Genomic DNA, 22505 nt, shown 5'->3' on the forward strand with positions numbered 1-22505 from the left:
TGGTCTTTCACGGCACGTAGGCTCTGACCTCATGCGCGTGGCTTACAACGAACAGATGACCGAGCTTGCAGACACGCTCGGCGAGATGGCAGGACTGGCAGGTGCCGCTATGGAGCGCGCCACCCAGTCCCTGCTCCAGGCAGACCTGTCCCTGGCAGAACAAGTAATCGGCGAACACGACAAGATCACCGAACTCAGCACCATCTGCGAGGAGCGCGCGTTTGCGTTGCTCGCCTTGCAGGCTCCCGTTGCCGGAGATCTGCGCTCGGTGGTCAGCGGAATCCAGATCGTCGCCGACATCGACCGCATGGGCGCACTCGCCCTGCACGTCGCCAAGATCGCGCGCCGCCGACATCCCAACCACGTGCTTCCTGAAGAGGTCAACGGCTACTTCGCCGAGATGGGACGCATCGCTGTCTCCATCGGTGCGGCCGCCAAGGTCGTCCTCGAGACCCGCGACCCCGAGCGCGCTGCCCGTCTGCGCGAAGAAGACGAAGCGATGGACGACCTCCACCGCCACCTCTTCACCGTCCTCATGGACCGTGAGTGGAAGCACGGCGTTGCCGCCGCAGTCGACGTCACGCTGCTCGGCCGCTTCTACGAGCGATTCGCCGACCACGCCGTCGAGGTCGGCCGACGTGTCATCTTCCTGGTGACCGGCAAGCTGCCCGAAGAGCCCGAAACCACCGAGAAGGTCGACAACCTCACCTCGTACCCGGATCTCTGAACCCAACCGTCCACGTGAGTAAAAGGCGGCCGCGCACTTGCGCGGCCGCCTTTCCTATTCAGTTCTCGTGCAACCAGGTTTCCAACGTGGGTCCTGCAGTTGTGGATCCCGGCGCGGGCAGCAACGCCCCACCCTTCATCGCCTTACCCGCTCCCGGCATCGAGATCGGGATCAGCCACTTACGTCGGCCACGGTATTTCAAGATCTCGCGCGTCATGGCCGGGATCTCGAGGACCTCGGGCCCGGCCAGGTCCGGAGCCCTCCCGGTCGGACCGTTCTGAGCGCAGGTCACGAGCGCCTCGCCAACGGTCTTCGCTGCCACCGGTTGTGACCGCATCCGAGGAACCATCGCGATCGGCCCCAGTCCGAACAGCGCGATCGTCTTCTCGCCGAACTCGAACCACTGAGTGGATCGCAGGATCGTGAAAGGAATACTCGACGCTTCCACCGCGCGTTCCTGCGCAGCCTTCCCCTGGTAGTAACCGAAGGACTTCAATCGCGGATCGTCGCAGTTCACGATCGAGAGCAACACGTGGTGCTTCACGCCGGCCCTGGCTTCGGCCGCGACAATGTTCCTCGCTGCCGACTCGAAGAACTCGATCGCCTTCCTCGCACTGTTGGTGACATGATCACTCACGTCGACGACCACGTCGGCGCCGGAAAATGCTTCGTCCAACCCGGCACCCGTAGAGATGTCGACTCCCGTCGATCGAGCGGCAGCGACCACGTCGTGGCCCCCTGCCTTTGCCTGCTCGACGACCAGCTTTCCCATCTGGCCGGTTCCGCCCAGAACAACAATTCGCATGATGCCTCCGTCAAACCTGTGCGCCCGGCTCTCTTCGGCCTGGTCACATACTGGACGACGCAGCCTCCCGAAGTGTGACGGTAGGGCGAATCAGTCGGTGTACTTCTGCGAAACTCGCCCACGCCACTGCGACCAGATCGGATCCAACGCTGCGCTCGCCTCATGTGCGTGGTCGGCAACGGCCCGTGCCAGCATCCCTGCTCCCGCCAGCGGCGTCACGTGCCCTTCGACGTCGTCGGTAGTCTTCATCCCCAACAGCATGGTCGTACCGAGCACGCGATGGCCACCGAGAATCCCCGGCAGCGAACGGCCCGGCACGCTACGCAGGTCGAGAGTTTCCACGAGCAGCGCGTCGCCGTCGACGGTAATGCGCTGATCCGAGCGAAGCGCACCGCCGGTTTCGCCGGTCCGGCCGAATACGATCATCTCGTCGAGCAGCGCAACCGCATCGGATTCCAGTGAAATATCCACGCGCCTGGTCACATCCGCGCCGCCGGCGACGACAAACGGTGCCGCACGCCAGATCAGCGCCGCACCGGCACCGACGCTCGCCGAAGCCGACCACGACGCCCGGCCACCGCGTGCGTTGTACGCGACGGTCCCGGACGGCTCGATCACCTCGAGACACGTACCGGGTGCGACCACGAAGTCGATACGCAGGTCGTCGCCGGCCAACAGCGTTGCGCTGTGCCCTACCAGGGCAATTCGCACGGTGAGCCCGCGAGCGTCGACGAACCGCGGGGCCAGGAAGTCGCCCGAGATCAGCTCTCGCGCAACAGCGGTGTCACCCACTCTCTCGACGACGACCCGCGTAGCTCCAGTGCGCATCAGTGAGCGTGAGAGTGGCTGTGCCCGTGACCGTGACCGTGGTCTTCTTCATCGGCATGGAAGTGCGGCGCCATCGGCCCCGGATCCTGCGGGGTGTGACTACCCGCACGGTGAGCTGCGATGACCTGGCGAAGCCACGCACTGAGTTGGTCGATCGTCGCGTGATCCTTCTGGCTGAGCGCGAGAACGGGAAGTCCGTCTCGCGCGGCCGTGGCATCGGCCACCATCTGGACCGCGTCGACGTCGACGTATGGGGCCAGGTCGATCTTGTTGACCACCAACAGATCTGCCCGCTCGATGCCGGGACCACCCTTACGTGCGACGTCTCCGCCGCCCGCGACGTCGATGCAGAAGATCTGGGCGTCGACCAGTGCCGGGCTGAACGTGGCGGTCAGATTGTCACCGCCGCTTTCCACGATCACCATGTCGAGGGGATGGAACTGACGCTCGAGGTCTTCGACCGCAATGAGGTTCGGCGTGACGTCGTCACGAATAGCCGTGTGCGGGCACGCTCCGGTCTCGACTGCGACGATGCGCTCGATCGGCAGAACGTTGGCCGCGCGCAACAGTCGCGCGTCCTCGTCGGTGTAGATGTCGTTGGTGACCACCGCGATCTCGTACTCCGCCGCGAGTTCGCGGCAGATGGTGGCGATGAGGGTGCTTTTGCCGGTGCCGACGGGGCCGGCAACGCCGAGCCTCAAACCTCTTGCAGCAGTGGTGGTGTTGTTCAGGTTGTCAAGCACGGAAAATCCTCCTGGATCGAGCGTGGTGTTCGAGTGACCATTGTTCGACCAACGGCCCTGTTGTTGCGGGTATATCTGCGACGCCCTCGACGGCTACGGCAGCCGCGGCGACGGTTTCGATGGTCGGGGCCGCTCGGAGCAACCATTCGACCGGTTCTGCCGGATCCACCGGCAGTAGCTTCAGTGCCGCCGACGCCACCGTTTGGGCGTCGTCGTACAAACAAGATCTGGCTGCCTGTAGGTCGTCCATCCCGGAGACCGCCGTGAAGACGCCCAACGCGAGCGGACGCATCGGATGCCCAGGCAGCGCCATGAGCATCTGCACCGCGGGGTGCTGCGGCCACAATCGCGACGCCAGTCTCGCCAGCCCACGGCCGAGCTGAATCGACGCCTCACGCAGCGGTGCGCTGGGAGTCCGAGCGAGCAGTTCCCTCGAGATGTCCTCGAGTTCGCCTGCACTACCCTCACTTACGGCCCAGCGGCGCGTGACCACCGTTGCAGCGGCCTCGACAAGTCCGACTGTTTCGAGTCGACCGCGAATGAAGTCAGGGACCTGACTCTGCAGGAGTCCGCCCGCCAGTGCCGGTTCCAACCCCGACGAGTGCGCGTGACCGCCGGTAGGCAGACGCCCGTCTGCCAAGAGCATCGATGCTATCTCGGCAGACGCCGTCTCGATCGACATGGTTTCAGAACAGCATGTAGCGCTGAGCCATCGGCACTACGTCAACGGGGTTGGGCGCGATCAGGTCGCCGTTGACCTTGATGGCAAACGTCTCCGGATCGACGTCGATGGACGGCAGCGCCGTGTTGTTCGGCATATCCGCCTTGGTGAGGTGCCTCGTCGGACGAACACCGGTAAGGGTGCGCGTGAGACCGAGACGGTCGGCCAGACCGTCCTCGATGGCCATCGGAGAGACGAACGTCGTGGACAGGTGCGGGGCCGATCCCGGAGTCGCCGCGATGGCCGGGCGAACGAACACCGGCTGCGGGGTCGGGATAGCAGCATTCGGATCACCAAGCGGCGCAGCAACTATCGCCCCGCCCTTGATCACGGCAGAAGGACGGACTCCGAAGAACGCGGGATCCCACAGCACCAGGTCCGCCATCTTCCCGGCCTCGACCGAGCCGATCTCGTGATCGATACCGTGCGCCACCGCGGGGCAGATCGTGTACTTGGCGACGTAACGCCGCGCACGCTCGTTGTCGGCCGGCATGCTGGTGCCCAGCTTGCCGTACTGGGCCTTCATGACGTGAGCCACCTGCCATGTCCGCAGGGTCACCTCACCGATACGGCCCATCGCCTGGGCGTCGGACGAGGTGATCGAGATGGCTCCGATGTCGTGCAGAAAGTCTTCTGCTGCAATCGTTGTCGGACGGATCCGGGACTCGGCAAAGGCAAGATCCTCCGGAACCCGGGGATTGAGCGCATGACACACGATGAGCATGTCGAGGTGCTCGGCAACCGTGTTGACGGTATGCGGCAACGTCGGATTGGTCGATGCCGGAAGAACGTTCGGCTCACCTGCCGTCACGATGATGTCCGGTGCGTGCCCGCCGCCGGCGCCTTCCGCATGGAACACGTGGATCCCGCGTCCGGCGATCGCATCCAAAGTGTGCTGTACGTAACCGGTTTCGTTGAGGCTGTCGGCGTGCAGCGCTACCTGAAGGCCGAACTCGTCGGCTGCGCGCAGAGCGGCGTCGATCGCGGCCGGAGTGGAACCCCAGTCCTCGTGAACCTTGAATCCGCCTGCGCCGGCGAGAGCTTCCTGACGCATGGCCTCATGACTGACGGTGCTGCCCTTGCCGAGGAGAAGAACGTTGAGCGGGATGTGGTCGAGGGCGCGGTGCATCATCGTCAAGGACCAGGCGCCGGGTGTGACAGTGGTTGCCTTGCTTCCTTCGGTGGGGCCCGTTCCGCCGCCCGCCACGGTCGTCGTACCAGTGGCGAGTGCTTCCATCATCTCGACTTCACTGAGGAAGTGCACGTGAGTGTCGATCGCACCCGCGGTGAGGATCTTTCCCTCACCGGCGATCACGTCGGTGCTCGGCCCGATGAGCAACTTGGGGTGCACGCCATCCATGATGTCGGGGTTACCGGACTTGCCGATCGCAACGATGCGTCCGTCGCGAATTCCGACGTCTGCCCGGACGATTCCCCAGTGATCGAGAATCACCGTGTTGGTGATGACGACGTCGAGAGCACCCTGGTCGCGAGTGGTCAGGCCCTGGCCCATCGACTCGCGGATGCTCTTACCGCCGCCGAAGACCATCTCGTCGCCGGTCGCGGTGTAGTCGTGCTCGATCTCGATCCACAGATCGGTGTCGGCCAAACGGATCTGGTCGCCTGCGGTCGGGCCGTACAGGGAGGCGTAGCCGCGTCGATCGATCCTGCTCATTCGGCTGTCCTCTCAACTGTCGTCGCGGCGTCGTCCGGTGAATCCGCCTCGACTGGAACATCACTCACACGCACGTTCACCGAGGACGCTCGCAAAGGTTCTTCGACCTCGACGCCGGGCGTGCCGAAGGGCATGACGGTCTTGGGCTCGCGCGCATGTGTCGGTAGGTCTTCGTCCGGCACGATCTGCAGGCCCGGAACCCTTTTGAGTCCGCCGAGCGCGATCAGTGTCACCGTTCTGCTGACCCCGGGTTCGAACCGAACCGACGTTCCCGAGGGGATGTCGAGCCGGAAGCCGTCTGCCGCTTCGCGATCGAAGGTCAACGCCGGGTTGGCCGCGGGAAGGTGGAGATGTGAACCGATCTGAATGGGGCGATCGCCGTCGTTGACGACGACCATCGTGATCTTCTCCGCGTCCGTGCCGAACTCGAGCGGTTCTGTGGACACACGTACTTCGCCGGGAATCATCGAATGGGCTCCGTCACGGTGACCAGTTTGCGACCGTCCGGGAAAGTGGCCTCCACCTGGACGTTTGCAATCATCTCGGGTACCCCTTCCATCACGTCGTCGCGGGTGAGCACTTGCCGACCGGCGTTCATCAGTTCCGCAACCGTCATTCCGTCACGCGCGCGCTCGAGAATCCAGCACGAGATCAGTGCCATCGCTTCGGGGTAGTTCAGCAGTACCCCGCGCTCGCGGCGGTCACGGGCGACCATGCCCGCGACGCTCAGGAGCAGCTTTTCGGTATCTGAAGGGGTGAGGTGCACTGACAAGCCCTTCCGGTTGTGAAACGACATCGATCGACAGCGTGCTGTCGGGCCGAGATTAGCATTGTCCGAAGCGTCGTCAGTATCCACGAGATTCACGTCGTCGGCTACTTCAGCGCCCACTCGGCGCACTTGCGCTGCTCATCGAATTATTCGGGCGCCCAACGACGCTCAGCTCTGCGCACCGGAGTGGGAACTATCACCACAACCAAAAAGTTTCACCCCCGTCTCCTGTTGGAAACGGGGGTGAAACATGATCGTGCAGGGTTGATCCCGGGACCTATCCGAAGCGGCCGGAGATGTAGTCCTCGGTGGCCTTCTGCGTCGGGTTCGAGAAGATCTTCTCGGTGTCGTCGATCTCGACGAGCTGACCGGGCTTGCCGGTTGCCTCGAGGTTGAAGAATGCCGTCTGGTCACTCACACGCGCAGCCTGCTGCATGTTGTGCGTGACGATGACGATCGTGAAGTCCTTCTTCAGCTCGGTGATCAGGTCTTCGATCGCGAGAGTCGAGATCGGGTCGAGCGCGGAGCACGGCTCGTCCATGAGCAGGACGTCGGGCGAGACCGCGATGGCACGCGCGATGCACAGACGCTGCTGCTGACCGCCTGAGAGGCCGCCACCGGGCTTGTCGAGGCGATCCTTGACCTCGTTCCACAGGTTGGCACCGCGCAGCGAACGCTCGGCCACCTCGTCGAGCTTCTTCTTGCTGCGCTCGCCCTGCAACTTCAAGCCCGCGACGACGTTGTCCTTGATGGACATGGTCGGGAAGGGGTTGGGTCGCTGGAACACCATGCCGATGGTCTTGCGAACACCGACCGGATCGACGTTCGAGCCGTAGATGTCCTCGCCGTCGAGCAGCACCGAACCCTCGACGCGCGCACCGGGAATCACTTCGTGCATGCGATTGAGTGAACGGAGAACGGTGGACTTGCCGCAACCGGACGGGCCGATGAAGGCGGTGACGCTCCGGGGCGGGACGGACAGGCCCACATCGGCAACGGCGTGGAACTTGCCGTAGTAGATGTTGACGTCCTTGAGATCCAGACGCTTGGCCATTACCGGCTCCCTACTGAGTTGTTGACGCTGTTGAGTACGAACATGTTCCGAGGCCGCATCACTTACTTCTGACCTGTGAGAAGTGACCGATCAGCTTCGCGACGATGTTGAGGATCGCGATCAGCAGGATCAGGGTCAGTGCTGCGCCCCAGATGCGGTTGGTGCCGGCGTCGGTGGGGTTGTTCATCTCGGCGACCATGACGGAAGGCAGTGTGCCCATTTCGCCGTTGAACAGGTCGAAGTTGATGAACGGTGCGTAGCCGACGAGGATCAGCAGCGGTGCGGTCTCACCGAGCACGCGGGCCAGGGCCAGCATGACGCCGGTGATGATGCCGGGAAGTGCCGTCGGCAGAACGATTTTCGAGATGGTCTTCCACTTCGGCACACCGAGCGCGTACGACGCCTCTCGCAGATCCATCGGGACGATGCGCAGCATTTCCTCGGTGGAGCGGATGACGACCGGGACCATCAGAAGGACCAGAGCCAATGACACCGCAAACGCGGACTTGGGGAAGCCGAAGGTCGCGATCCACAGGGCGTAGATGAACAGCGCGGCCACGATCGACGGAACACCGCTGAGGATGTCGACCATGAACGTGGTCAGCTTGCCCAGCTTCGACTTCCGGTCGGCGTACTCCACCAGGTAGATCGCGACGAAGATACCGAGCGGGATGGAGAAGACCGCGCACACGATGCCTTGCAGCAGGGTGCCGATCAATGCGTGATAGATACCGCCGCCGTCGGCCGACGCCGTCAATCCGCTCAGCGAGTTGGTGAACCAGGTAGGCGACGTCAGAGCGGGCAGGCCCTTGGCGATGACCGTGAAGAGCACCCAGACCAACGGGATGAGCGCGATGACGACTGCCAGGCTCACCAGGATGGTCGCGATGACGTCCTTGGCACGACGACGAGCGCCGACGCCTTGGAAAGTGGGGGCCTTGACCGGCCGGTCCAGAGTGGAGGTCATGGGTCAGTCCTTCTTTCCGGCGATCACTGCGCGGGCAGCCGCGTTGACGACGAAGGTCAGTACGAACAGCACCAGTCCGGCCGCGATGTACGCGCCTGCCTGGATGTCGTTGTTGAACTCCGCGTAGCCGAGGGCGATCTTGGAGGCGATGGTCGAGCCGCCGTCGAACAGCGACCAGCCGAAGGCCTGAGAGGTGGTGCGCAGGATCAGGTAGAGCGCCATCGTCTCACCGAGTGCGCGTCCGAGACCGAGCATCGAGCCGCTGATGTAGCCGGACTTACCGAACGGGATGACCGTGGTGCGCACAACTTCCCAGCGCGTGGCGCCGAGGGCGAGTGCGGCTTCGATCTGTGATCGCGGGGTCTGGATGAACACCTCGCGGGTCACTGCGGTGATGACCGGAAGGATCATCACGGCGAGGACGATGCCTGCGGTGAAGATGGTGCCGCCGCCGGTGATCGATCCGCTGCCGTCGGCGAAGAGCGGGAACCAGCCGAGAGTGTCGTTGAGCCACACCGCGACCGGGGTGATCGCCGGAGCGAAGACGAGAAGTCCCCACAGGCCGTAGACGATGGACGGCACAGCTGCCAGAAGGTCGATCGTGTACGACAGTGGCCGCGTGAGCCACTTGGGTGAGTACGAAGTCAGGAAGATCGCAATGCCCAGTGCGATCGGCATCGCGAGCACCAGTGCGAACAGCGAGACCAACACCGTGACCTGGAAAAGATCGAGGACACCGAACGCCATCGCGTTGATGTTCTGCGTGACCCATTCACGGCTGGTCAGGAAGTTGACCTGGTTCCGGCTCAAAGCAGGAACAGCACGCCAGATCAGGAACGCGCCGATCGCCGCGATGACAACCGTGATGAAGATTGCCGAACCGGAGGCGAGCGAGCTGAAGATGCGGTCACCCGGACGGGTCACCGTCTTGCTGTTGCCGCTACCCGGACCGTCACCCTTCGGAGGATGCTCGGTTTCTGGAGCCTTGGTGGAAGTAATCGTGTCCTCCGTGGTGCCGTTCGGACCGCCCACCCCGGCCCCGCTGGTTGCGGGGCCGGGAGAACGAGATGTCGAGGTGATGGGCGCGTCACTCATGCGCGCTCACTTCCTTCACGTCTGAATGTAGATCCATGAGCTTGTCCGCACGAGTCTCTAGGTCAGCTGATTGCCGTGATGGACGCGTTGAGGCGATCCTGGACGTTGGACGGCAGCGGGACGTAACCCTGCTCGGCCAGGTTGGCCTGACCCTCGTTGGCCGCGCTCGTCAGGAACGACTTCACTGCTGCGGAGGTGTCCGCGTCGTAGCCCTTGGAGCAGACGATCGAGTACGTGGCGAGAACCAGCGGGTAGGCGCCGGCTTCGTTGGTCTTGAAGATCGACGCGAGGTCGAGCGTCAGGTCGCCGGTTGCGTCGGACTTGAACTTCGCGCCTGCGATCGACTTCGCGGCCGTGTCGTTGGTCAGTGCGACTGCCTCGGAGCCGGTGTTGATTTCGGCAACCGAGAGCTTGTTCTGATCGGCGAACGACTTCTCGACGTAGGTGATCGAACCCGGTGCCGTGGCAACTGCCTGTGCAACGCCCGCCGAACCCTTGGCGCCCTCACCGACGCCACCGGTGAAGTCGGACCCTGCGCCCGACGTCCAAGCACCGTTCGATGCCGCGTCGAGGTACTTCTGGAAGTTGTCGGTGGTACCCGAGGAATCGGAGCGGATCACGGTGGTGATCTTCTCGTCGGGAAGCGATGCACCGGAGTTGAGCGCGGCGATTGCCGGATCGTTCCACTTGGTGATGCCGCCGTTGAAGATCTTCGCGAGAACCTCTGCGTTGAGAACGAGCTTGTCGACGCCGTCGAGGTTGTATGCAACTGCGATCGGGCCGAAGACGAGGGGAAGGTTCCAGGCTTCGCCGCCGACGCAACGCTCCTTGGCCTTGTCGGCCTGCTCGTCCTTGATGGCCGAGTCGGAGCCGGCGAAGTCGATCTGGCCGGCGATGAACTGTGTACGACCGTCGCCCGAACCGCTGGGGTTGTACGCGACGTTGACCGTCTTGCCCTTTTCCTGGCACACGGAGATGTAAGTGGCGACGAACTGGTCCATGGCGTTCTTCTGTGCCGAGGAACCAGCGGCAGAGAGGTTGCTCTTGCCTTCGCACGTTGCGTTCGATGCGGACGCGTCCACACCCGTCGACGACGAGTTGTTGTCGCTGCCACATGCGGCCAAGGTCATGGCGCCCACGGCCACTACACCAAGCAGGGCACCACTGCGCTTGAGATTCACCAAGATCCTCCGGAAATCGCTACCGCCACGCCCACGATCGGGCGGCGACATGAGACGCAGAATGATTGAAATCTGCATCAGGCAACACGGCGCTGCCCACAGAGAAAAGTAGGCGGGCGCGGTGTCCGGCTGGACCACACATGGTTAACGCAGAATGAACAGACTGGACATTTCTGCGTGTCCGACTGTGACGTCAGAGCGCGCGGGCGTAAGCCATGTCCACGTGGAACCGATCGAAGCCGAGTCGTTCGTACGTGTGGAGGGCGGCCGTGTTGTCGCCTTCGACGTACAGAAGGACGGTTCCGAGGCCGCGATCACGCAGGTAATGCATGCCCGCGAGAGTCAGCACTCGGCCGAGACCTCGTCCCTGCGCCGCGGGATCGATCCCCACGACGTACACCTCCCCCAGCTCCGGATCGTCACCTTCGGGTGCGTGCACCTTGGTCCAGTGAAAGCCGAGAAGAGTATCGGGATCGGTGTCCGCGAACGCCATGAACAGACCAGCAGGGTCGAACCAACCTTCGGCCGTTCTCTCGTCGATCTCCGCCTGGGTCCAGCCACCCTGCTCGGGATGCCAGGAGAAGGCCGCATTGTTGACGCGAAGGATCTCGGAATCGTCTTCGGGTCCACCATACGTCCGAATCGTCACACCTTCGGGCACAACGATTTCCGGAAGCTGCGGAGCATCGAGTGGTCGACGCAGCTGCAGGAGTTCACGAACGCTGACCAGATCGAGGCTCTTGGCGAATTCGACTGCGGCGTCGACGTTTCCGTGCGCCCAGACACGCGTGCCCGGCCGGCCCTCGTCGAATACCGCTGCGGCAAGCCTGGTTCCGATGCCGCGGCGCCGCGCCTGCGGGTCGACCACCAACTCCGCCATGTCGGGATGCTCGTCCGAACCGGCTTGCAGCTGCGCATAACCGACGACTGCATCGCCGTCGAGTTCGAGGAAGTGTCGCGCGCCGCCGCGCCCGGCAACGGCATGGCGCCCCTGTTCCGACACGGGCGCCTTGCCGTCGAACTCGGTTGCGCGATCGAGAAGCGCGGAAACCTGCTCGGCGAATCCAGCCGGCAGTGAATCTGTCCAACCCACGTCAGACCACCGATCCGTCGGCCGCGTCGTAGTCGACGTCCTCGTCGTCCTCGAACTGAACGGGAGCAGCTGCGCCACCCTTGGCCCTGGTCGGACGCACTGCCTTATATCCGACATTTCGGACTGTACCGATCAAGGACTCGTATTCGGTGCCGAGTTTCGCCCGCAGACGACGCACGTGGACGTCGACCGTCCTGGTGCCGCCGAAGAAGTCGTAGCCCCACACTTCCTGCAGCAGCTGCGCCCGGGTGAATACCCGTCCGGCGTGCTGCGCGAGGTACTTGAGCAGCTCGAATTCCTTGTAAGTCAAATCAAGGGGCCGTCCACGCAGTCGTGCCGTGTACGTCCCCTCGTCGATAACCAGTTCGCCCAGCGTGATCTTTCCCGACGCTTCCGGACTGGCCACACCGCCGCTGCGGGCGACCAACAACCGCAATCGGGCGTCCACCTCAGCCGGACCGGTACCGGGAAGCAGGATGTCGTCCAACCCCCAGTCGGCGTTGACGGCAACGAGTCCGCCTTCGGTGAGGACGGCGACCACAGGTACTGCGGATCCTGTGCTTCCGAGCAATCGACACAACCCGCGTGCGGCAGCCAGATCGGTGCGCGCATCCACCAATGCCACGTCCGCGGAACTTGCCTCGAGTAGCGAGGAAACCTCTGTGGGGGCAGGCCGAACCGAGTGCGCCAGCAACGCCAACGCCGGTAGTACAGCTTCCGGGTTGGGGTCGGAGGTGAGGAGGAGCAGTTCCACACGGCCTCCTATCTAGTAGCCCGCGCAACCCGTGAGGGCAACGCTCGAGTAGTTCGACGCTTTTGGTCGGTCCCTACATTAGCGTGCCTGGTACCGGGGCCGTCGCATCGAACCCCGACCGGAGTCCGTCACAATGGTGCGGTGCGCAAACTGATCATCGGCATCGTCTTTCTCCTCGGCCTCGGACTGGTGGCCGATTTCGGCGCGGCCGCGTACGCCGAGTACCGGGTTTCCCGCGAGCTCCGAACCGGCGCATCACTCGAGTCGGATCCGGAGGTCACCTTCAACGGGTTCCCCTTCCTCACCCAGGCACTCGGCGGGAAATACAAGGACGTCTACGTCAGAGCTACCGGCGTCCAGAGCGACGTGGTGGGCGAAGTGACCGTCGAGGCCGATCTGCGTGGGGTCACCGTTCCCTTCTCCGACATCGTGAACGGCAATGTCACCCAACTCCCCGTCGACAAACTCGACGGCCGGATGGGAATCAACGCCACCGACCTCGGAAAGCTGCTCAATATCCCTGACCTGCAGGTATCTTCGCCGCCGGCCAACAAGTCGGATGGCACCGGGGGCAGCGGCGGAACCGGAGCGAGCACCGCGGGCGCCGTCGTGCTGACGGGAACGGTTGCCGTCGGCCCGGTCGAGACTGCAGTGAGTGTGCAGGCCAACCTGGTTCTGGAAGGTGGGCAGGTCAAGATCGTCGCCAGCAATCTGTACTTCGGTCCGGAGGGCAAAGCCGATTTCTCGATCCCCGCAGCACTCGAACCCGTCGTCCTCGGACTGTTCAGCTACACGATCGATCCGCAGGCACTCCCCTACGGAATTCAGCCGAGCCTGGTCTACGCGGAAGGCGGAAGAATCGTGATCGAAGGCAGCGCCGAAAACACGACGATCGATCTCGCAGAGCTGCAGAACCGATGACCGGGATCACAATTCTGCTGGTCGCGCTGGTCGCCGTCGTCGCGGTCGGGCTCTTTCTCAAGTCGCGCAACGGAAAGGTCCGAGTCACCACGCCGGCCGCGACCGGCGCGGCGGACAGTCGCCTCGAACTGCTCCGCGCCGCTGGAGTCTCTTCGCCGAACGGCGGACCCGTCGTACTGCATTTCTCTGCCGACTGGTGCGGACCGTGCGCGGCAGTACGCCGCGTCGTCGGTCAGGTCGTGATCTCGATGGCCGACGCTCCCCGTCCGCCGGTGGAGATCGAGCTCGACATCGACAAGGAACCGGCTCTGGCACGCGAGATGAGTGTCCTCTCGCTGCCCACCACCTTCATCCTCGACGGTGGCCTGGAGGAACAGTTCCGGGTGTCCGGAGTGCCATCCGCAGCCGATCTGAAAGCTGCACTCGTACCACTATCCGGACCCCACGAGCCAAAATCCGAGAATTCGGGGTAAACTCGCCGACGTGCAAACCCGCCACGAGCTGATGCTCACCCGACGCCGCGCAGTAGACCTGTGCCGCCTCGGGGGCTGTTGCTGTACCTGTTGCTGATCACCACATCCGTCAGATCTCTCTGACCTTCGAGCTTTCGCTCACGTGATCAATCCACCGAGTGGGACTTTGACGTCCCGTTTTCTCGGCCCAGGCACAGCATCATGCAATCCAGCGCAGGAGCACTCCCGATGTCCACAACCACACCCCAGCTCGAGCAGGTCGACGTCCGCGGACCTCGATTCGCCGCGTGGGTCACCACCGGCGTTCTCGTACTCACGCTCATCCTCTCGACCTTCTCACTGCCCGCCGCCACCGTCGTTCTCGCACTGCAGGCCATAGTCTTCGCGGTCGGAGCGGTACTCGGCCCCAAGCGCAGCCCGTACGGCCAGATCTTCGGCAAGCTCGTCGCCCCGCGACTCTCGCCGGTCAGCGAACGCGAACCCGTGGCGCCGCTGCGCTTCGCGCAGTTCGTCGGCTTCGTCTTCGCACTCGCCGGCACGGTCGGTTTCCTGGCCGGGTCGACGATCGTCGGCACCGTTGCCACCGGCTTCGCCTTGTTCGCGGCCCTGCTCAACGCCGCGTTCGGCATCTGCCTCGGCTGCCAGATCTATCCACTCGTCGCAAGGCTGCGAAATACCGGCCGCGCTACCACCGCGTGAAAACGCTTGCCCCACAACCCTGCTGAACCCCTGCTAGATAACGACCGATGCAAGACCATATCGAAAGGAACACCATGGCTCGCTCCGACGTCCTAGTCTCCGCTGACTGGGCTGAGCAGAACCTCAACACCCCCAAGACCGTTTTTGTCGAGGTGGACGAGGACACCAGCGCATACGACGGCGGCCACATCGAGGGTGCAGTCAAGCTCGACTGGCGCAAGGACCTCCAGGACGGCGTCCGACGCGACTTCCTGAACCAGGAGCAGTTCTCGGATCTGCTCTCCGCCAAAGGCATTGCGAACGACGACACCGTCGTTCTCTACGGTGGCAACAACAACTGGTTCGCCGCTTACGCGTACTGGTACTTCAAGCTGTACGGCCACCAGGACATCAAGCTGATCGACGGCGGCCGCAAGAAGTGGGAACTCGACGGACGCCCGCTCTCCAAGGACGCAGTCAACCGCGAAGCCACGCAGTACAAGGCCGAGACCCCCGACTTCTCGATCCGCGCATTCCGCGACGAGGTCATCGACGCCATCGGCAGCAAGAACCTCGTCGACGTTCGTAGCCCTGACGAGTTCTCCGGCAAGATCCTCGCTCCCGCCCACCTTCCGCAGGAGCAGGCGCAGCAGCGTGGCCACGTCCCCGGAGCCATCAACATCCCGTGGAGCACCACCGCCAACGAGGACGGCACCTTCAAGTCGGACGACGACCTCGCCAAGCTGTACGCGGAAAAGGGCTTCGACGACACCAAGGAAACGATCGCCTACTGCCGCATCGGCGAGCGTTCGAGCCACACCTGGTTCGTCCTGCAGGAGATCCTCGGCAAGAACAACGTCAAGAACTACGACGGCAGCTGGGTCGAATACGGCTCACTCGTCGGCGCACCGATCGAATTGGGAGCCTGATCATGTGTGGAGCACCTACCCAGGGCCAGACCCTGCCTGCCGGCGTCGACGTCGAGAAGGAAACGGTCATCACCGGCCGCGTTCTCGCAGCTGACGGCCAGCCCATCGGCGGCGCATTCGTGCGTCTGCTCGACGGCTCCGGAGAGTTCACGGCCGAGGTCGTGGCATCGGGAACCGGCGATTTCCGCTTCTTCGCCGCTCCGGGCGAGTGGACCGTGCGTGCACTGTCCAGCTCGGGCAACGGCACCTCCACCGTCGCTCCCGAGGGCTCGGGCGTGCACAACGTGGACGTGACCGTCAGCAAGTAATTCCTGCTTTGTCAGGCGGCCCCGCACCCCTCCGGTGCGGGGCCTTCTGCATTCCGGCTCCCGATTTTTCCGGTCGGTCGCCGCGGTCTAAGATGTACCCGTGGTCATTTTCTTCGAGGTACTCCTCGCACTCGCATCCGTCATGATCGCTTGGTTCTCCGTGTACGTCGTGTACCGCTTGGTCACCGACGAGTCGTGAGTCAGGCTCCGGATTCAGGGTCCGACGCGACCGCTGACGATTCCGCCGCTGCAGGTGCCGTGAGGCGCGGCAGCGGGGACGAAGCTGTCGCCATCGCCGTCGAGCGCTCCAAGTCGACGGCGTCGCTCAACATTCCGACCCTGCCGGACCTTCCGTTGCCGGAGGACACCGCAAACCTGCGCCTCGGCCCGGATATCAATCCCGAACTCCTCGCGCTTCTCCCCCTCGTCGGTGTCTGGCGCGGCGAAGGTGAAGGACACGACGAGAACGGCGACTACGCCTTCGGTCAGCAGATCGTCATCTCGCACGACGGCGGCCCGTACCTCAATTGGGAGTCCCGGTCCTGGCGCCTCGACGCCGAGGGCAAGTACGTGAGCCCCGATCTGCGCGAGAGCGGTTACTGGCGCATGGGCGGCGACGGCATCCCGGGCAGCGTCAACCAGGAAGTGGTCGAACTCCTGCTCAGCCACAGCTCCGGTGTCGTCGAAATGTACTACGGGCGCGCACTCACCCAAGCGTCGTGGGAACTTGCCACCGACGTGGTGATCCGCAGCCAGTCCGGTGCACTGTACGGCGGCGCGAAGCGTCTGTACGGCATCGTCGAAGGCGGCGACCTTGCGTACGTCGAAGAGCGGATCATGTCTGACGGTGGCCTGGAACCGCGTCTCTCGGCCCGCCTGACGCGCTACATCGGCTAGCTCTGCTGTGCGCCTTTATTAACCCCCGGCGGTTAATAAAGGCGCACAGCAGATTTATCCACAGGCACCGACAAATTCCACAGGCGGGCTTCGGAGCGGCATCTTCGACCGATTCTTGTCGGTCCGCGATCTGACGGTATTCGCATGAGCTGCGACTACATCGATCCTGATCTCCGAAGACTCTTCGACTTCCAACACGGACTCGCGACCAATAAACAACTACGCCCTTTCGGCTATTCACCGCGGCGCATCCAACATCTGGTCGAATCGGGTCAATGGACTTCCGTCCTCCACGGCGTTCAATCCAGCACCAACGGCCCGCTCAACCGAGCAATGATTCTCGAGGCCGCCCTTCTGTTCGGCGGCGGAGAGACCTACCTGAGTCACCGGACGGCAGCTGAAGAGTGGGGACTCACGCACATCGAGTCCGAACTGCCGGTCCACATCACGGTCCGATACGGCAGATCCTCGCGCTGTCAGAGTCCGACGGTCAGACCCGAACGCTCCCCGGCGCGCCCCGTTCCGTTGGGGTGGTCCACTGCCCATCCCGGAGTGATCGTTCATCGTTCACGCGCTCAGGCCCACATCGGCGTTGCCACTCAGCCTGCTCGTACTTCGCTGGCCGACACCGCAATTGACCTGGCGGTTGCAGAGCCGTCGGCTCGCGACGCCGCTCGTTCTCTGGTTCGCTCGGCCACGGCGTGCAAAGTGTCACGGATGGAATTGCGCACCCGAATGGAATGCCGACGGCCGAGGCGATATGTCAAAGCGCTGTCCTCGACATTGGACCTGTTGGATCGCGGTGTCCAGTCGGTACTCGAGCATCGCTACGCAATCGAGGTCGAGCGAGCACACGGTTTGCCGGAAGCACGACGGCAATCGCCGGTCCTCGTCGATGGGAGAACTTTCTACGAGGACGTCGACTACCGCAATTGCGGTGTCGCACTGATCGTTCGACTCGACGGATTTGCCTTCCACTCTTCTCGGGCGACTGCGCTGCGGGATCGTCGGCGAGGAAACGCATCCGAACTGTCAGGCAACGCCACACTGGTCTTCGGTTGGGAGGAGGTGGAGGGGGCCTCGTGCCGAACTGCAGCCGAGGTCAGAGCGATCCTCGAGCGCGGTGGATGGTGGGGGCCTAATCCTTGTCCACGCTGTGCGCCTTTATCAACCGCCGGGGGTTGATAAAGGCGCACGGCACGAAGCGACCCCCGAGCCACACCCACGCTTTCGCGCGGATCCCGGTCGGACTGATCGGGGGCTCGGGGGTCGGGTGGCTGCCTGGGATTCGCAGGCCGCTCACGCGGTAAGTGAATTCCATCAGCGATTGCGGCTAGCTGGCAGCCACCTCACGCGTCCGTCTGTACTTCAATTTCAGACCACCTCCTTCCTTGTGTACAGGAGAAAGTACGCCCACTTCACGATGACGGCAACGTATTTTCCACAGAAACTTTTCCGACGCATATCACCTGGTCAGCTGGTGTGCCGTCCGGAAGTTGGTGGGTGACGACAACAACGGTTCGCGAAGAATCGACCAGCGTTGCGTCGCGACTGAGCAACTCGCGGAGCAACTGATCGCCCGCCTCCGCGTCCATGTGCTCGGTCGGCTCGTCGAGCAGCAGCACCTCCGCGGGCGAGACGATCGCGCGCGCCAACAGCAACCGACGACGCTCACCGCCCGAAACCGCTCGCATGCCGCCGACCAGGTAGGTGTCGAGCCCGTCCGGCAGTTCCGACAGCCAGTCGCCGAGACCAACTGCGGCAAGTGCCTTCTCCGCGTCCTCGGCGGTGAGGTCACCCCGCGCAACGCGCAGGTTCTCGAGTACCGACGTCTCGAAGAGGTGTGCGTCCTCGGCGAAGTACCCCACGTGCCGACGCAGCTCGGCCGGATCGATATCCGAAACGTCCACCGAGTCAACACGAACTGTTCCCGCGACGGGCGGCAGCAGTCCCGCCGTCGTCATCAGTGCGGTGGTCTTTCCGGATCCGCTCTCGCCGACGACGGCAACACGAGCACCGCGAGGAAGATCCACCGACAGCGGTTCGGTCACCTTTCCCCCGGGCCAACCCGCCCGCAACGCGTGCACACTCAGGACCCCGTCCTCCGGCCACGCACGATTTCCTTCAACGTGTTCGGCGTCGGCTCGATCGAGTACCGCCATGATGCGTGCCGACGCCAGCCGCGCCTTGGTCAATGCCACCGCCGCGCTGGGCAGTATCGCGGTTCCCTCGAAAGCCGACAGCGGAAGCAGTACAAGGATTCCCATGGACATCGGTGACATCTCGGTGGTTCCGTACAGCGTAATTCCGATCAGCAGGGCACCGAGGACGCTCACTCCGATTGCCAGGGGCGTGGCAGCTGCGGCAAAGGCACTCGGGATCGCCGCGCGATCGGTTGCCTCTACCACATCGTTCTCGGCAGAGACCGCCTCGCTCACCGCCTGATCCAAGCGACCCGATACCCGGAGCTCGGCGGAATGGTCGAGGGCGGTCACCGCGGACTCACTGAATCGCGCTGCGGCAGCAGAACTGTCGGCCTCGGCGAGACGAGCAGCACGAGCCGAAAGCCAGGGTGCCGCGATCCCGGACACCGCCAGCGCAACAGCCAGGATGAGCGCGGCCGGAACCGAGATGAACAACAGGATTCCCACTGCAGCAAACGCGAGGACAATAGAAACCGCAATCGGGATCAGTGCTTTGACGACGACGTCGCCCAGTGCATCCACGTCGGCGCCCGTACGTGAGAGCAGGTCACCGCGTCGTAGTCCGGCTGCTGCCGCGGGATCTCCTGCGGCCAACTGCTGGTAGATCCTCGATCGCGCCGCGGTGGTTCCGCGCAACGCGACGTCGTGCGTCGTCAATCGTTCGAGATAGCGGAAGACACCACGTGAGATTCCCAATGCGCGTACGGCAACTACCGCAACACTGAGATCGAGAACGGGGGGCATCTCCCAAGCACGCGTGATCAACCATGCGGACAGCGCGGCCAAGGCGAGTGCGCTACCGAGTGTTGCCACACCCGCCGCTACCGCCGTCAGTACGCGTCGTGGCCGAAGTTCCAGTAGCCGCAGAGCACGCAGAAGCGGATCGTGAGCGTCACTTCTCATGAGCGCGCACCTCGACGATCCGGTCAGCTGCGGCAAGCACACTCGGACGGTGGCCGATCACGACAACGGTGTCGCCACGCTCCGCCCGTGCTCTCAGAGAAGCCAACACTGTCCCTTCCGAATCCGAGTCGAGGTGAGCGGTGGGTTCGTCCAGGACAAGAACTGCGCGGTCCGAGGCAAGCACGCGTGTCAGTGCCAGCCGTTGCCGCTGCCCCAAAGACAGACCTGTACCGCCGACGCCGATCACGGTCTCGACGCCCGCAGGCAGCTCGGCCAGTACCGCGTCGAATCCCGTCGCAGCAGCGGCGCGAGCCAATGCTTGCGCATCGACGACCCCGGTGAGATCGAGATTTTCACGAACGGTGCCGGGTAGGAGGACCGGATGCTGGGGAAGCCAGGCCAACTGACTCCACCACGCGTGCTCGTCCAGGTCTCGGACATCGACGCCGGCGACCGTCACGCGCCCACTGCTCGGTTCGATCAACCCGAGCAGCGCGTGCACTGCCGTCGACTTGCCGCAGCCGTTGGGACCGGTGAGCACGGTGATCGCCCCTGGCGATGCCACGGCGGAAAGTCGAGACGGTGCGACTCCCCCACGAGAGGTCACGCCGAGTCCGTCGAAGACGATGTCGGCACCGCGAGCGACCACCGTCGTGCTACCACCCTCCGGTGCGGCAGAATCCGCCTCGATAACCTCGAATGCCTTGTTGGCTGCCGCCATTCCGTCCTCGGCGGCGTGGAACTGGGTTCCCACCATCCGAAGTGGCAGGTACACCTCGGGGGCGAGGATCAACGCGACTATCCCCGGCTCGAGTGACATGTCGCCGTACACCAGTCGCAAGCCGATACTCACGGCCACCAACGCGACGCAGAGCGTTGCGAGCAGTTCAAGCACCATCGAGGACAGGAACGCAACGCGGAGGGCGGACATCGTCGTTCGCCGATGAGCGTCACCGAGTTCACGGACGCGCTCGGCAGGACCCTGCTGACGACCGAGCGCCCGCAGCGTCGGCAAACCGGCAAGGAGATCGAGCAGTTGCGAAGACAACGTGGTCATCGCTGCCAGCGTCTTCTCCGACTTACCCTTTGTCAGCAGGCCGATCAGAATCATGAAGATGGGGATCAGCGGCAGCGTCACGAAGATGATGACCGCAGACGTCATGTCCTGCACCGCAATGACTATCAGGGTGATGGGTGTCAGCGTCACCGACAAGACCAGGGCCGGAAGGTATCCCGTCAGGTACGGACCAAGGCCGTCGACACCTCGGGTGACCACGGTCGCGATCTCGTCACGCCGCGGATCCAGATCGCGAGGACTCATCGCCGTCGCCGACGTCAGCACGCCGTTCTTGATCTCGGCAACGACGCGAGTCGACGCCCGGTGCGCATACCTGGTCTGCAGCCAAGTCCCCAGAACTCGGACCGCCACAGCTGCGGCGAGAACAACCAATTCGGTTGTCCACGAGGAAACATCCACAGTTCGAGTGGTGATCACTCCGGCCAGCACCCGGCCGATCATGAGCGCCGCGACGATGACCATCACGACGTTCACCATCGACAGAGCAACAGTCAGGATCAGGTAGCCGCGCGCAGAAGCGGAATGTCGCCACAGCCGCGGGTCGATCGGCCCCCGGCGACGCTCCCGAGTGGTGGGAGCGTCGCCTACTTCGATTGTCACGTGAATTCGACCGTCAGTTCTTTCGTGTTTCGAATGTGTCGTGATTCAGGGTTCGTGACTACCAAGTCTTCTCCTTGAATCGGAGACCGATCGACGCCGGAATCTGCTTGGAGGAGATGCGCTGTCGGAACACCCAGTACGTCCAGCCCTGGTAGATGATCACCACCGGTGTCATGAATGCCGCGGCCCACGTCATCACCTTGAGCGTGTACGGACTCGACGACGCGTTCTCGATGGTCAGGCTGTACGCCGGATCCAGCGTCGACGGCATGACGTTCGGGAACAGCGAGGCGAACAGCAGCACGACAGTGGCGATGACGGCCACACAGGTGAGAACGAAAGCCCAGCCTTCGCGCTCGGCCCGCGTCAGGAAGACGACGCCGATCAGTGCCGCAGCAGCGGCAGCTACCAGAATCCACGTCCATCCCTTGCCGTAGGCGAGTTGCGTCCACAGGACGAATCCGCCGGCGACCGGAATAGCCGGAATTGCCAGTCGTGCAGCAATCTTCACGGCATCTTCACGAACCTCGTCGGCACTCTTGAGTGCCAGGAACACTGCACCGTGGAGAGCGAACACCAGCGCGGTGGTCAGACCGCCGAGCAGCGCGTACGGATTGAGCAGATCGAAGAATCCCGACTCGACCTGCTTGTCTGCGTTGATCGCCACGCCCCGAACGATGTTCGCGAAAGCCACGCCCCAGAGAACTGCCGGGACCCAGGAGCCGAAGATGATGCCCCAGTCGCAACGCTGACGCCATTTGTCGTCGTCGATCTTGCTTCGCCATTCGATGGCACAGATACGAACGATCAAGGCCACCAGGATGATCAGCAGCGGTAGATAGAACCCGGAGAACAACGTCGCGTACCACTCCGGGAATGCCGCGAACATCGCGCCACCTGCGGTGATCAGCCACACTTCGTTGCCGTCCCACACCGGGCCGATCGTGTTGAGCGCCACCCGTCGACGCGTATCGGCCGGGAGGTCACTGCCTCTGCCGACGATCGGCATGAGCATCCCGACACCGAAGTCGAACCCTTCGAGGACGAAGTAACCGATGAACAGTACTGCGACGAGCACGAACCATACTTCTTGAAGTCCCAT

25 protein-coding genes are annotated in these 22505 nt (G+C 63.6%); 9 read left to right on the forward strand and 16 right to left on the reverse strand.

The genetic code is table 11. From position 1 onward, the window contains the following. Positions 1–31: 31 nt before the first annotated feature. Entirely contained in the window at positions 32–727 is a 696-nt protein-coding gene (gene phoU, locus M0639_RS23425) for a phosphate signaling complex protein PhoU (RefSeq protein ID WP_003940130.1), read from the forward strand. A gap of 58 nt (positions 728–785) precedes the next feature. Here the strand turns inward: phoU and M0639_RS23430 are convergent, their stop codons facing one another. From M0639_RS23430 to M0639_RS23490, 13 genes are all read right to left on the reverse strand, one after another. After that, positions 786–1532 (reverse strand): SDR family oxidoreductase, encoded by a 747-nt coding sequence (locus tag M0639_RS23430; protein ID WP_064073421.1) that lies wholly within the window; start codon positions 1530–1532, stop codon positions 786–788. Positions 1533–1622: 90 nt separating this feature from the next. Then, positions 1623–2360: an urease accessory protein UreD gene (locus M0639_RS23435; RefSeq protein WP_064073422.1), complete on the reverse strand. Its 738-nt coding sequence runs from the start codon at positions 2358–2360 to the stop codon at positions 1623–1625. After that, positions 2360–3103, reverse strand: a complete 744-nt coding sequence (ureG, locus tag M0639_RS23440) for an urease accessory protein UreG (RefSeq protein WP_030535251.1) — start codon at positions 3101–3103, stop codon at positions 2360–2362. The genes M0639_RS23435 and ureG overlap by 1 nt, the downstream gene beginning before the upstream one ends. After that, the gene (locus M0639_RS23445; RefSeq protein ID WP_042451391.1) at positions 3096–3785 is read right to left on the reverse strand and encodes an urease accessory protein UreF; all 690 of its coding nucleotides are present in this window, start codon (positions 3783–3785) and stop codon (positions 3096–3098) included. The genes ureG and M0639_RS23445 overlap by 8 nt, the downstream gene beginning before the upstream one ends. Before the next feature lie 4 nt (positions 3786–3789). Then, positions 3790–5499 (reverse strand): urease subunit alpha, encoded by a 1710-nt coding sequence (locus M0639_RS23450; RefSeq protein WP_007733854.1) that lies wholly within the window; start codon positions 5497–5499, stop codon positions 3790–3792. Continuing rightward, positions 5496–5966, reverse strand: a complete 471-nt coding sequence (gene ureB, locus M0639_RS35095) for an urease subunit beta (RefSeq protein ID WP_007733849.1) — start codon at positions 5964–5966, stop codon at positions 5496–5498. The genes M0639_RS23450 and ureB overlap by 4 nt, the downstream gene beginning before the upstream one ends. Then, positions 5963–6265 carry an urease subunit gamma gene (ureA, locus tag M0639_RS23460; protein WP_003939800.1) on the reverse strand — a complete coding sequence of 101 codons (303 nt, stop codon included), beginning with the start codon at positions 6263–6265 and terminating at the stop codon, positions 5963–5965. The genes ureB and ureA overlap by 4 nt, the downstream gene beginning before the upstream one ends. A 280-nt stretch (positions 6266–6545) precedes the next feature. Then, positions 6546–7322 (reverse strand): phosphate ABC transporter ATP-binding protein PstB, encoded by a 777-nt coding sequence (gene pstB / locus M0639_RS23465; protein WP_003939968.1) that lies wholly within the window; start codon positions 7320–7322, stop codon positions 6546–6548. 58 nt (positions 7323–7380) lie between these two features. After that, the gene (pstA, locus tag M0639_RS23470) at positions 7381–8289 is read right to left on the reverse strand and encodes a phosphate ABC transporter permease PstA (protein ID WP_003940100.1); all 909 of its coding nucleotides are present in this window, start codon (positions 8287–8289) and stop codon (positions 7381–7383) included. A 3-nt stretch (positions 8290–8292) separates the two neighbouring features. Next, complete coding sequence (gene pstC, locus M0639_RS23475) at positions 8293–9384, reverse strand: phosphate ABC transporter permease subunit PstC (protein ID WP_007733846.1); 1092 nt, start codon at positions 9382–9384, stop codon at positions 8293–8295. Positions 9385–9446: 62 nt separating this feature from the next. After that, positions 9447–10565 carry a phosphate ABC transporter substrate-binding protein PstS gene (pstS, locus tag M0639_RS23480; RefSeq protein WP_003940482.1) on the reverse strand — a complete coding sequence of 373 codons (1119 nt, stop codon included), beginning with the start codon at positions 10563–10565 and terminating at the stop codon, positions 9447–9449. 193 nt (positions 10566–10758) lie between these two features. Further along, the gene (mshD, locus tag M0639_RS23485) at positions 10759–11658 is read right to left on the reverse strand and encodes a mycothiol synthase (RefSeq protein WP_007733842.1); all 900 of its coding nucleotides are present in this window, start codon (positions 11656–11658) and stop codon (positions 10759–10761) included. Position 11659: 1 nt separating this feature from the next. Continuing rightward, positions 11660–12412, reverse strand: a complete 753-nt coding sequence (locus M0639_RS23490) for a winged helix-turn-helix transcriptional regulator (RefSeq protein ID WP_003939728.1) — start codon at positions 12410–12412, stop codon at positions 11660–11662. Positions 12413–12553: 141 nt separating this feature from the next. Here M0639_RS23490 and M0639_RS23495 point away from each other — a divergent pair, with 141 nt between their 5' ends. The 8 genes from M0639_RS23495 to M0639_RS23525 all read left to right on the forward strand — a co-directional run bounded on the left by M0639_RS23495 (position 12554) and on the right by M0639_RS23525 (position 17803). Next, entirely contained in the window at positions 12554–13333 is a 780-nt protein-coding gene (locus M0639_RS23495; RefSeq protein ID WP_003939847.1) for an LmeA family phospholipid-binding protein, read from the forward strand. After that, on the forward strand, positions 13330–13806 hold the full coding sequence (locus tag M0639_RS23500; protein WP_003939684.1) for a thioredoxin family protein: 477 nt from the start codon (positions 13330–13332) through the stop codon (positions 13804–13806). The genes M0639_RS23495 and M0639_RS23500 overlap by 4 nt, the downstream gene beginning before the upstream one ends. Before the next feature lie 10 nt (positions 13807–13816). Continuing rightward, positions 13817–13903: a putative leader peptide gene (locus M0639_RS35220; RefSeq protein ID WP_350318872.1), complete on the forward strand. Its 87-nt coding sequence runs from the start codon at positions 13817–13819 to the stop codon at positions 13901–13903. A 131-nt stretch (positions 13904–14034) separates the two neighbouring features. Further along, positions 14035–14505, forward strand: a complete 471-nt coding sequence (locus M0639_RS23505; RefSeq protein WP_003940408.1) for a DUF4395 domain-containing protein — start codon at positions 14035–14037, stop codon at positions 14503–14505. A 74-nt stretch (positions 14506–14579) separates the two neighbouring features. Then, the gene (locus tag M0639_RS23510) at positions 14580–15413 is read left to right on the forward strand and encodes a sulfurtransferase (RefSeq protein ID WP_003939859.1); all 834 of its coding nucleotides are present in this window, start codon (positions 14580–14582) and stop codon (positions 15411–15413) included. A 2-nt stretch (positions 15414–15415) separates the two neighbouring features. After that, a complete protein-coding gene (locus M0639_RS23515; protein ID WP_003939797.1) occupies positions 15416–15721 on the forward strand; it encodes a DUF1416 domain-containing protein in 306 nt (101 codons plus the stop codon). Positions 15722–15979: 258 nt separating this feature from the next. After that, on the forward strand, positions 15980–16618 hold the full coding sequence (locus M0639_RS23520; protein ID WP_039973378.1) for a heme-binding beta-barrel domain-containing protein: 639 nt from the start codon (positions 15980–15982) through the stop codon (positions 16616–16618). A 144-nt stretch (positions 16619–16762) separates the two neighbouring features. Next, positions 16763–17803: a type IV toxin-antitoxin system AbiEi family antitoxin domain-containing protein gene (locus M0639_RS23525; protein ID WP_064073423.1), complete on the forward strand. Its 1041-nt coding sequence runs from the start codon at positions 16763–16765 to the stop codon at positions 17801–17803. 233 nt (positions 17804–18036) lie between these two features. Here the strand turns inward: M0639_RS23525 and cydC are convergent, their stop codons facing one another. The 3 genes from cydC to cydB are packed head-to-tail and all read right to left on the reverse strand — an operon-like array spanning position 18037 to position 22505. Further along, positions 18037–19725, reverse strand: a complete 1689-nt coding sequence (gene cydC, locus M0639_RS23530) for a thiol reductant ABC exporter subunit CydC (protein ID WP_064073424.1) — start codon at positions 19723–19725, stop codon at positions 18037–18039. Then, positions 19715–21403 (reverse strand): thiol reductant ABC exporter subunit CydD, encoded by a 1689-nt coding sequence (gene cydD, locus M0639_RS23535; protein WP_058037750.1) that lies wholly within the window; start codon positions 21401–21403, stop codon positions 19715–19717. The genes cydC and cydD overlap by 11 nt, the downstream gene beginning before the upstream one ends. Positions 21404–21461: 58 nt before the next feature. Further along, positions 21462–22505: a cytochrome d ubiquinol oxidase subunit II gene (cydB, locus tag M0639_RS23540; protein ID WP_003939727.1), complete on the reverse strand. Its 1044-nt coding sequence runs from the start codon at positions 22503–22505 to the stop codon at positions 21462–21464.

The organism is Rhodococcus qingshengii JCM 15477 (assembly GCF_023221595.1).
GTDB classification, from domain to species: domain Bacteria; phylum Actinomycetota; class Actinomycetes; order Mycobacteriales; family Mycobacteriaceae; genus Rhodococcus_F; species Rhodococcus_F qingshengii.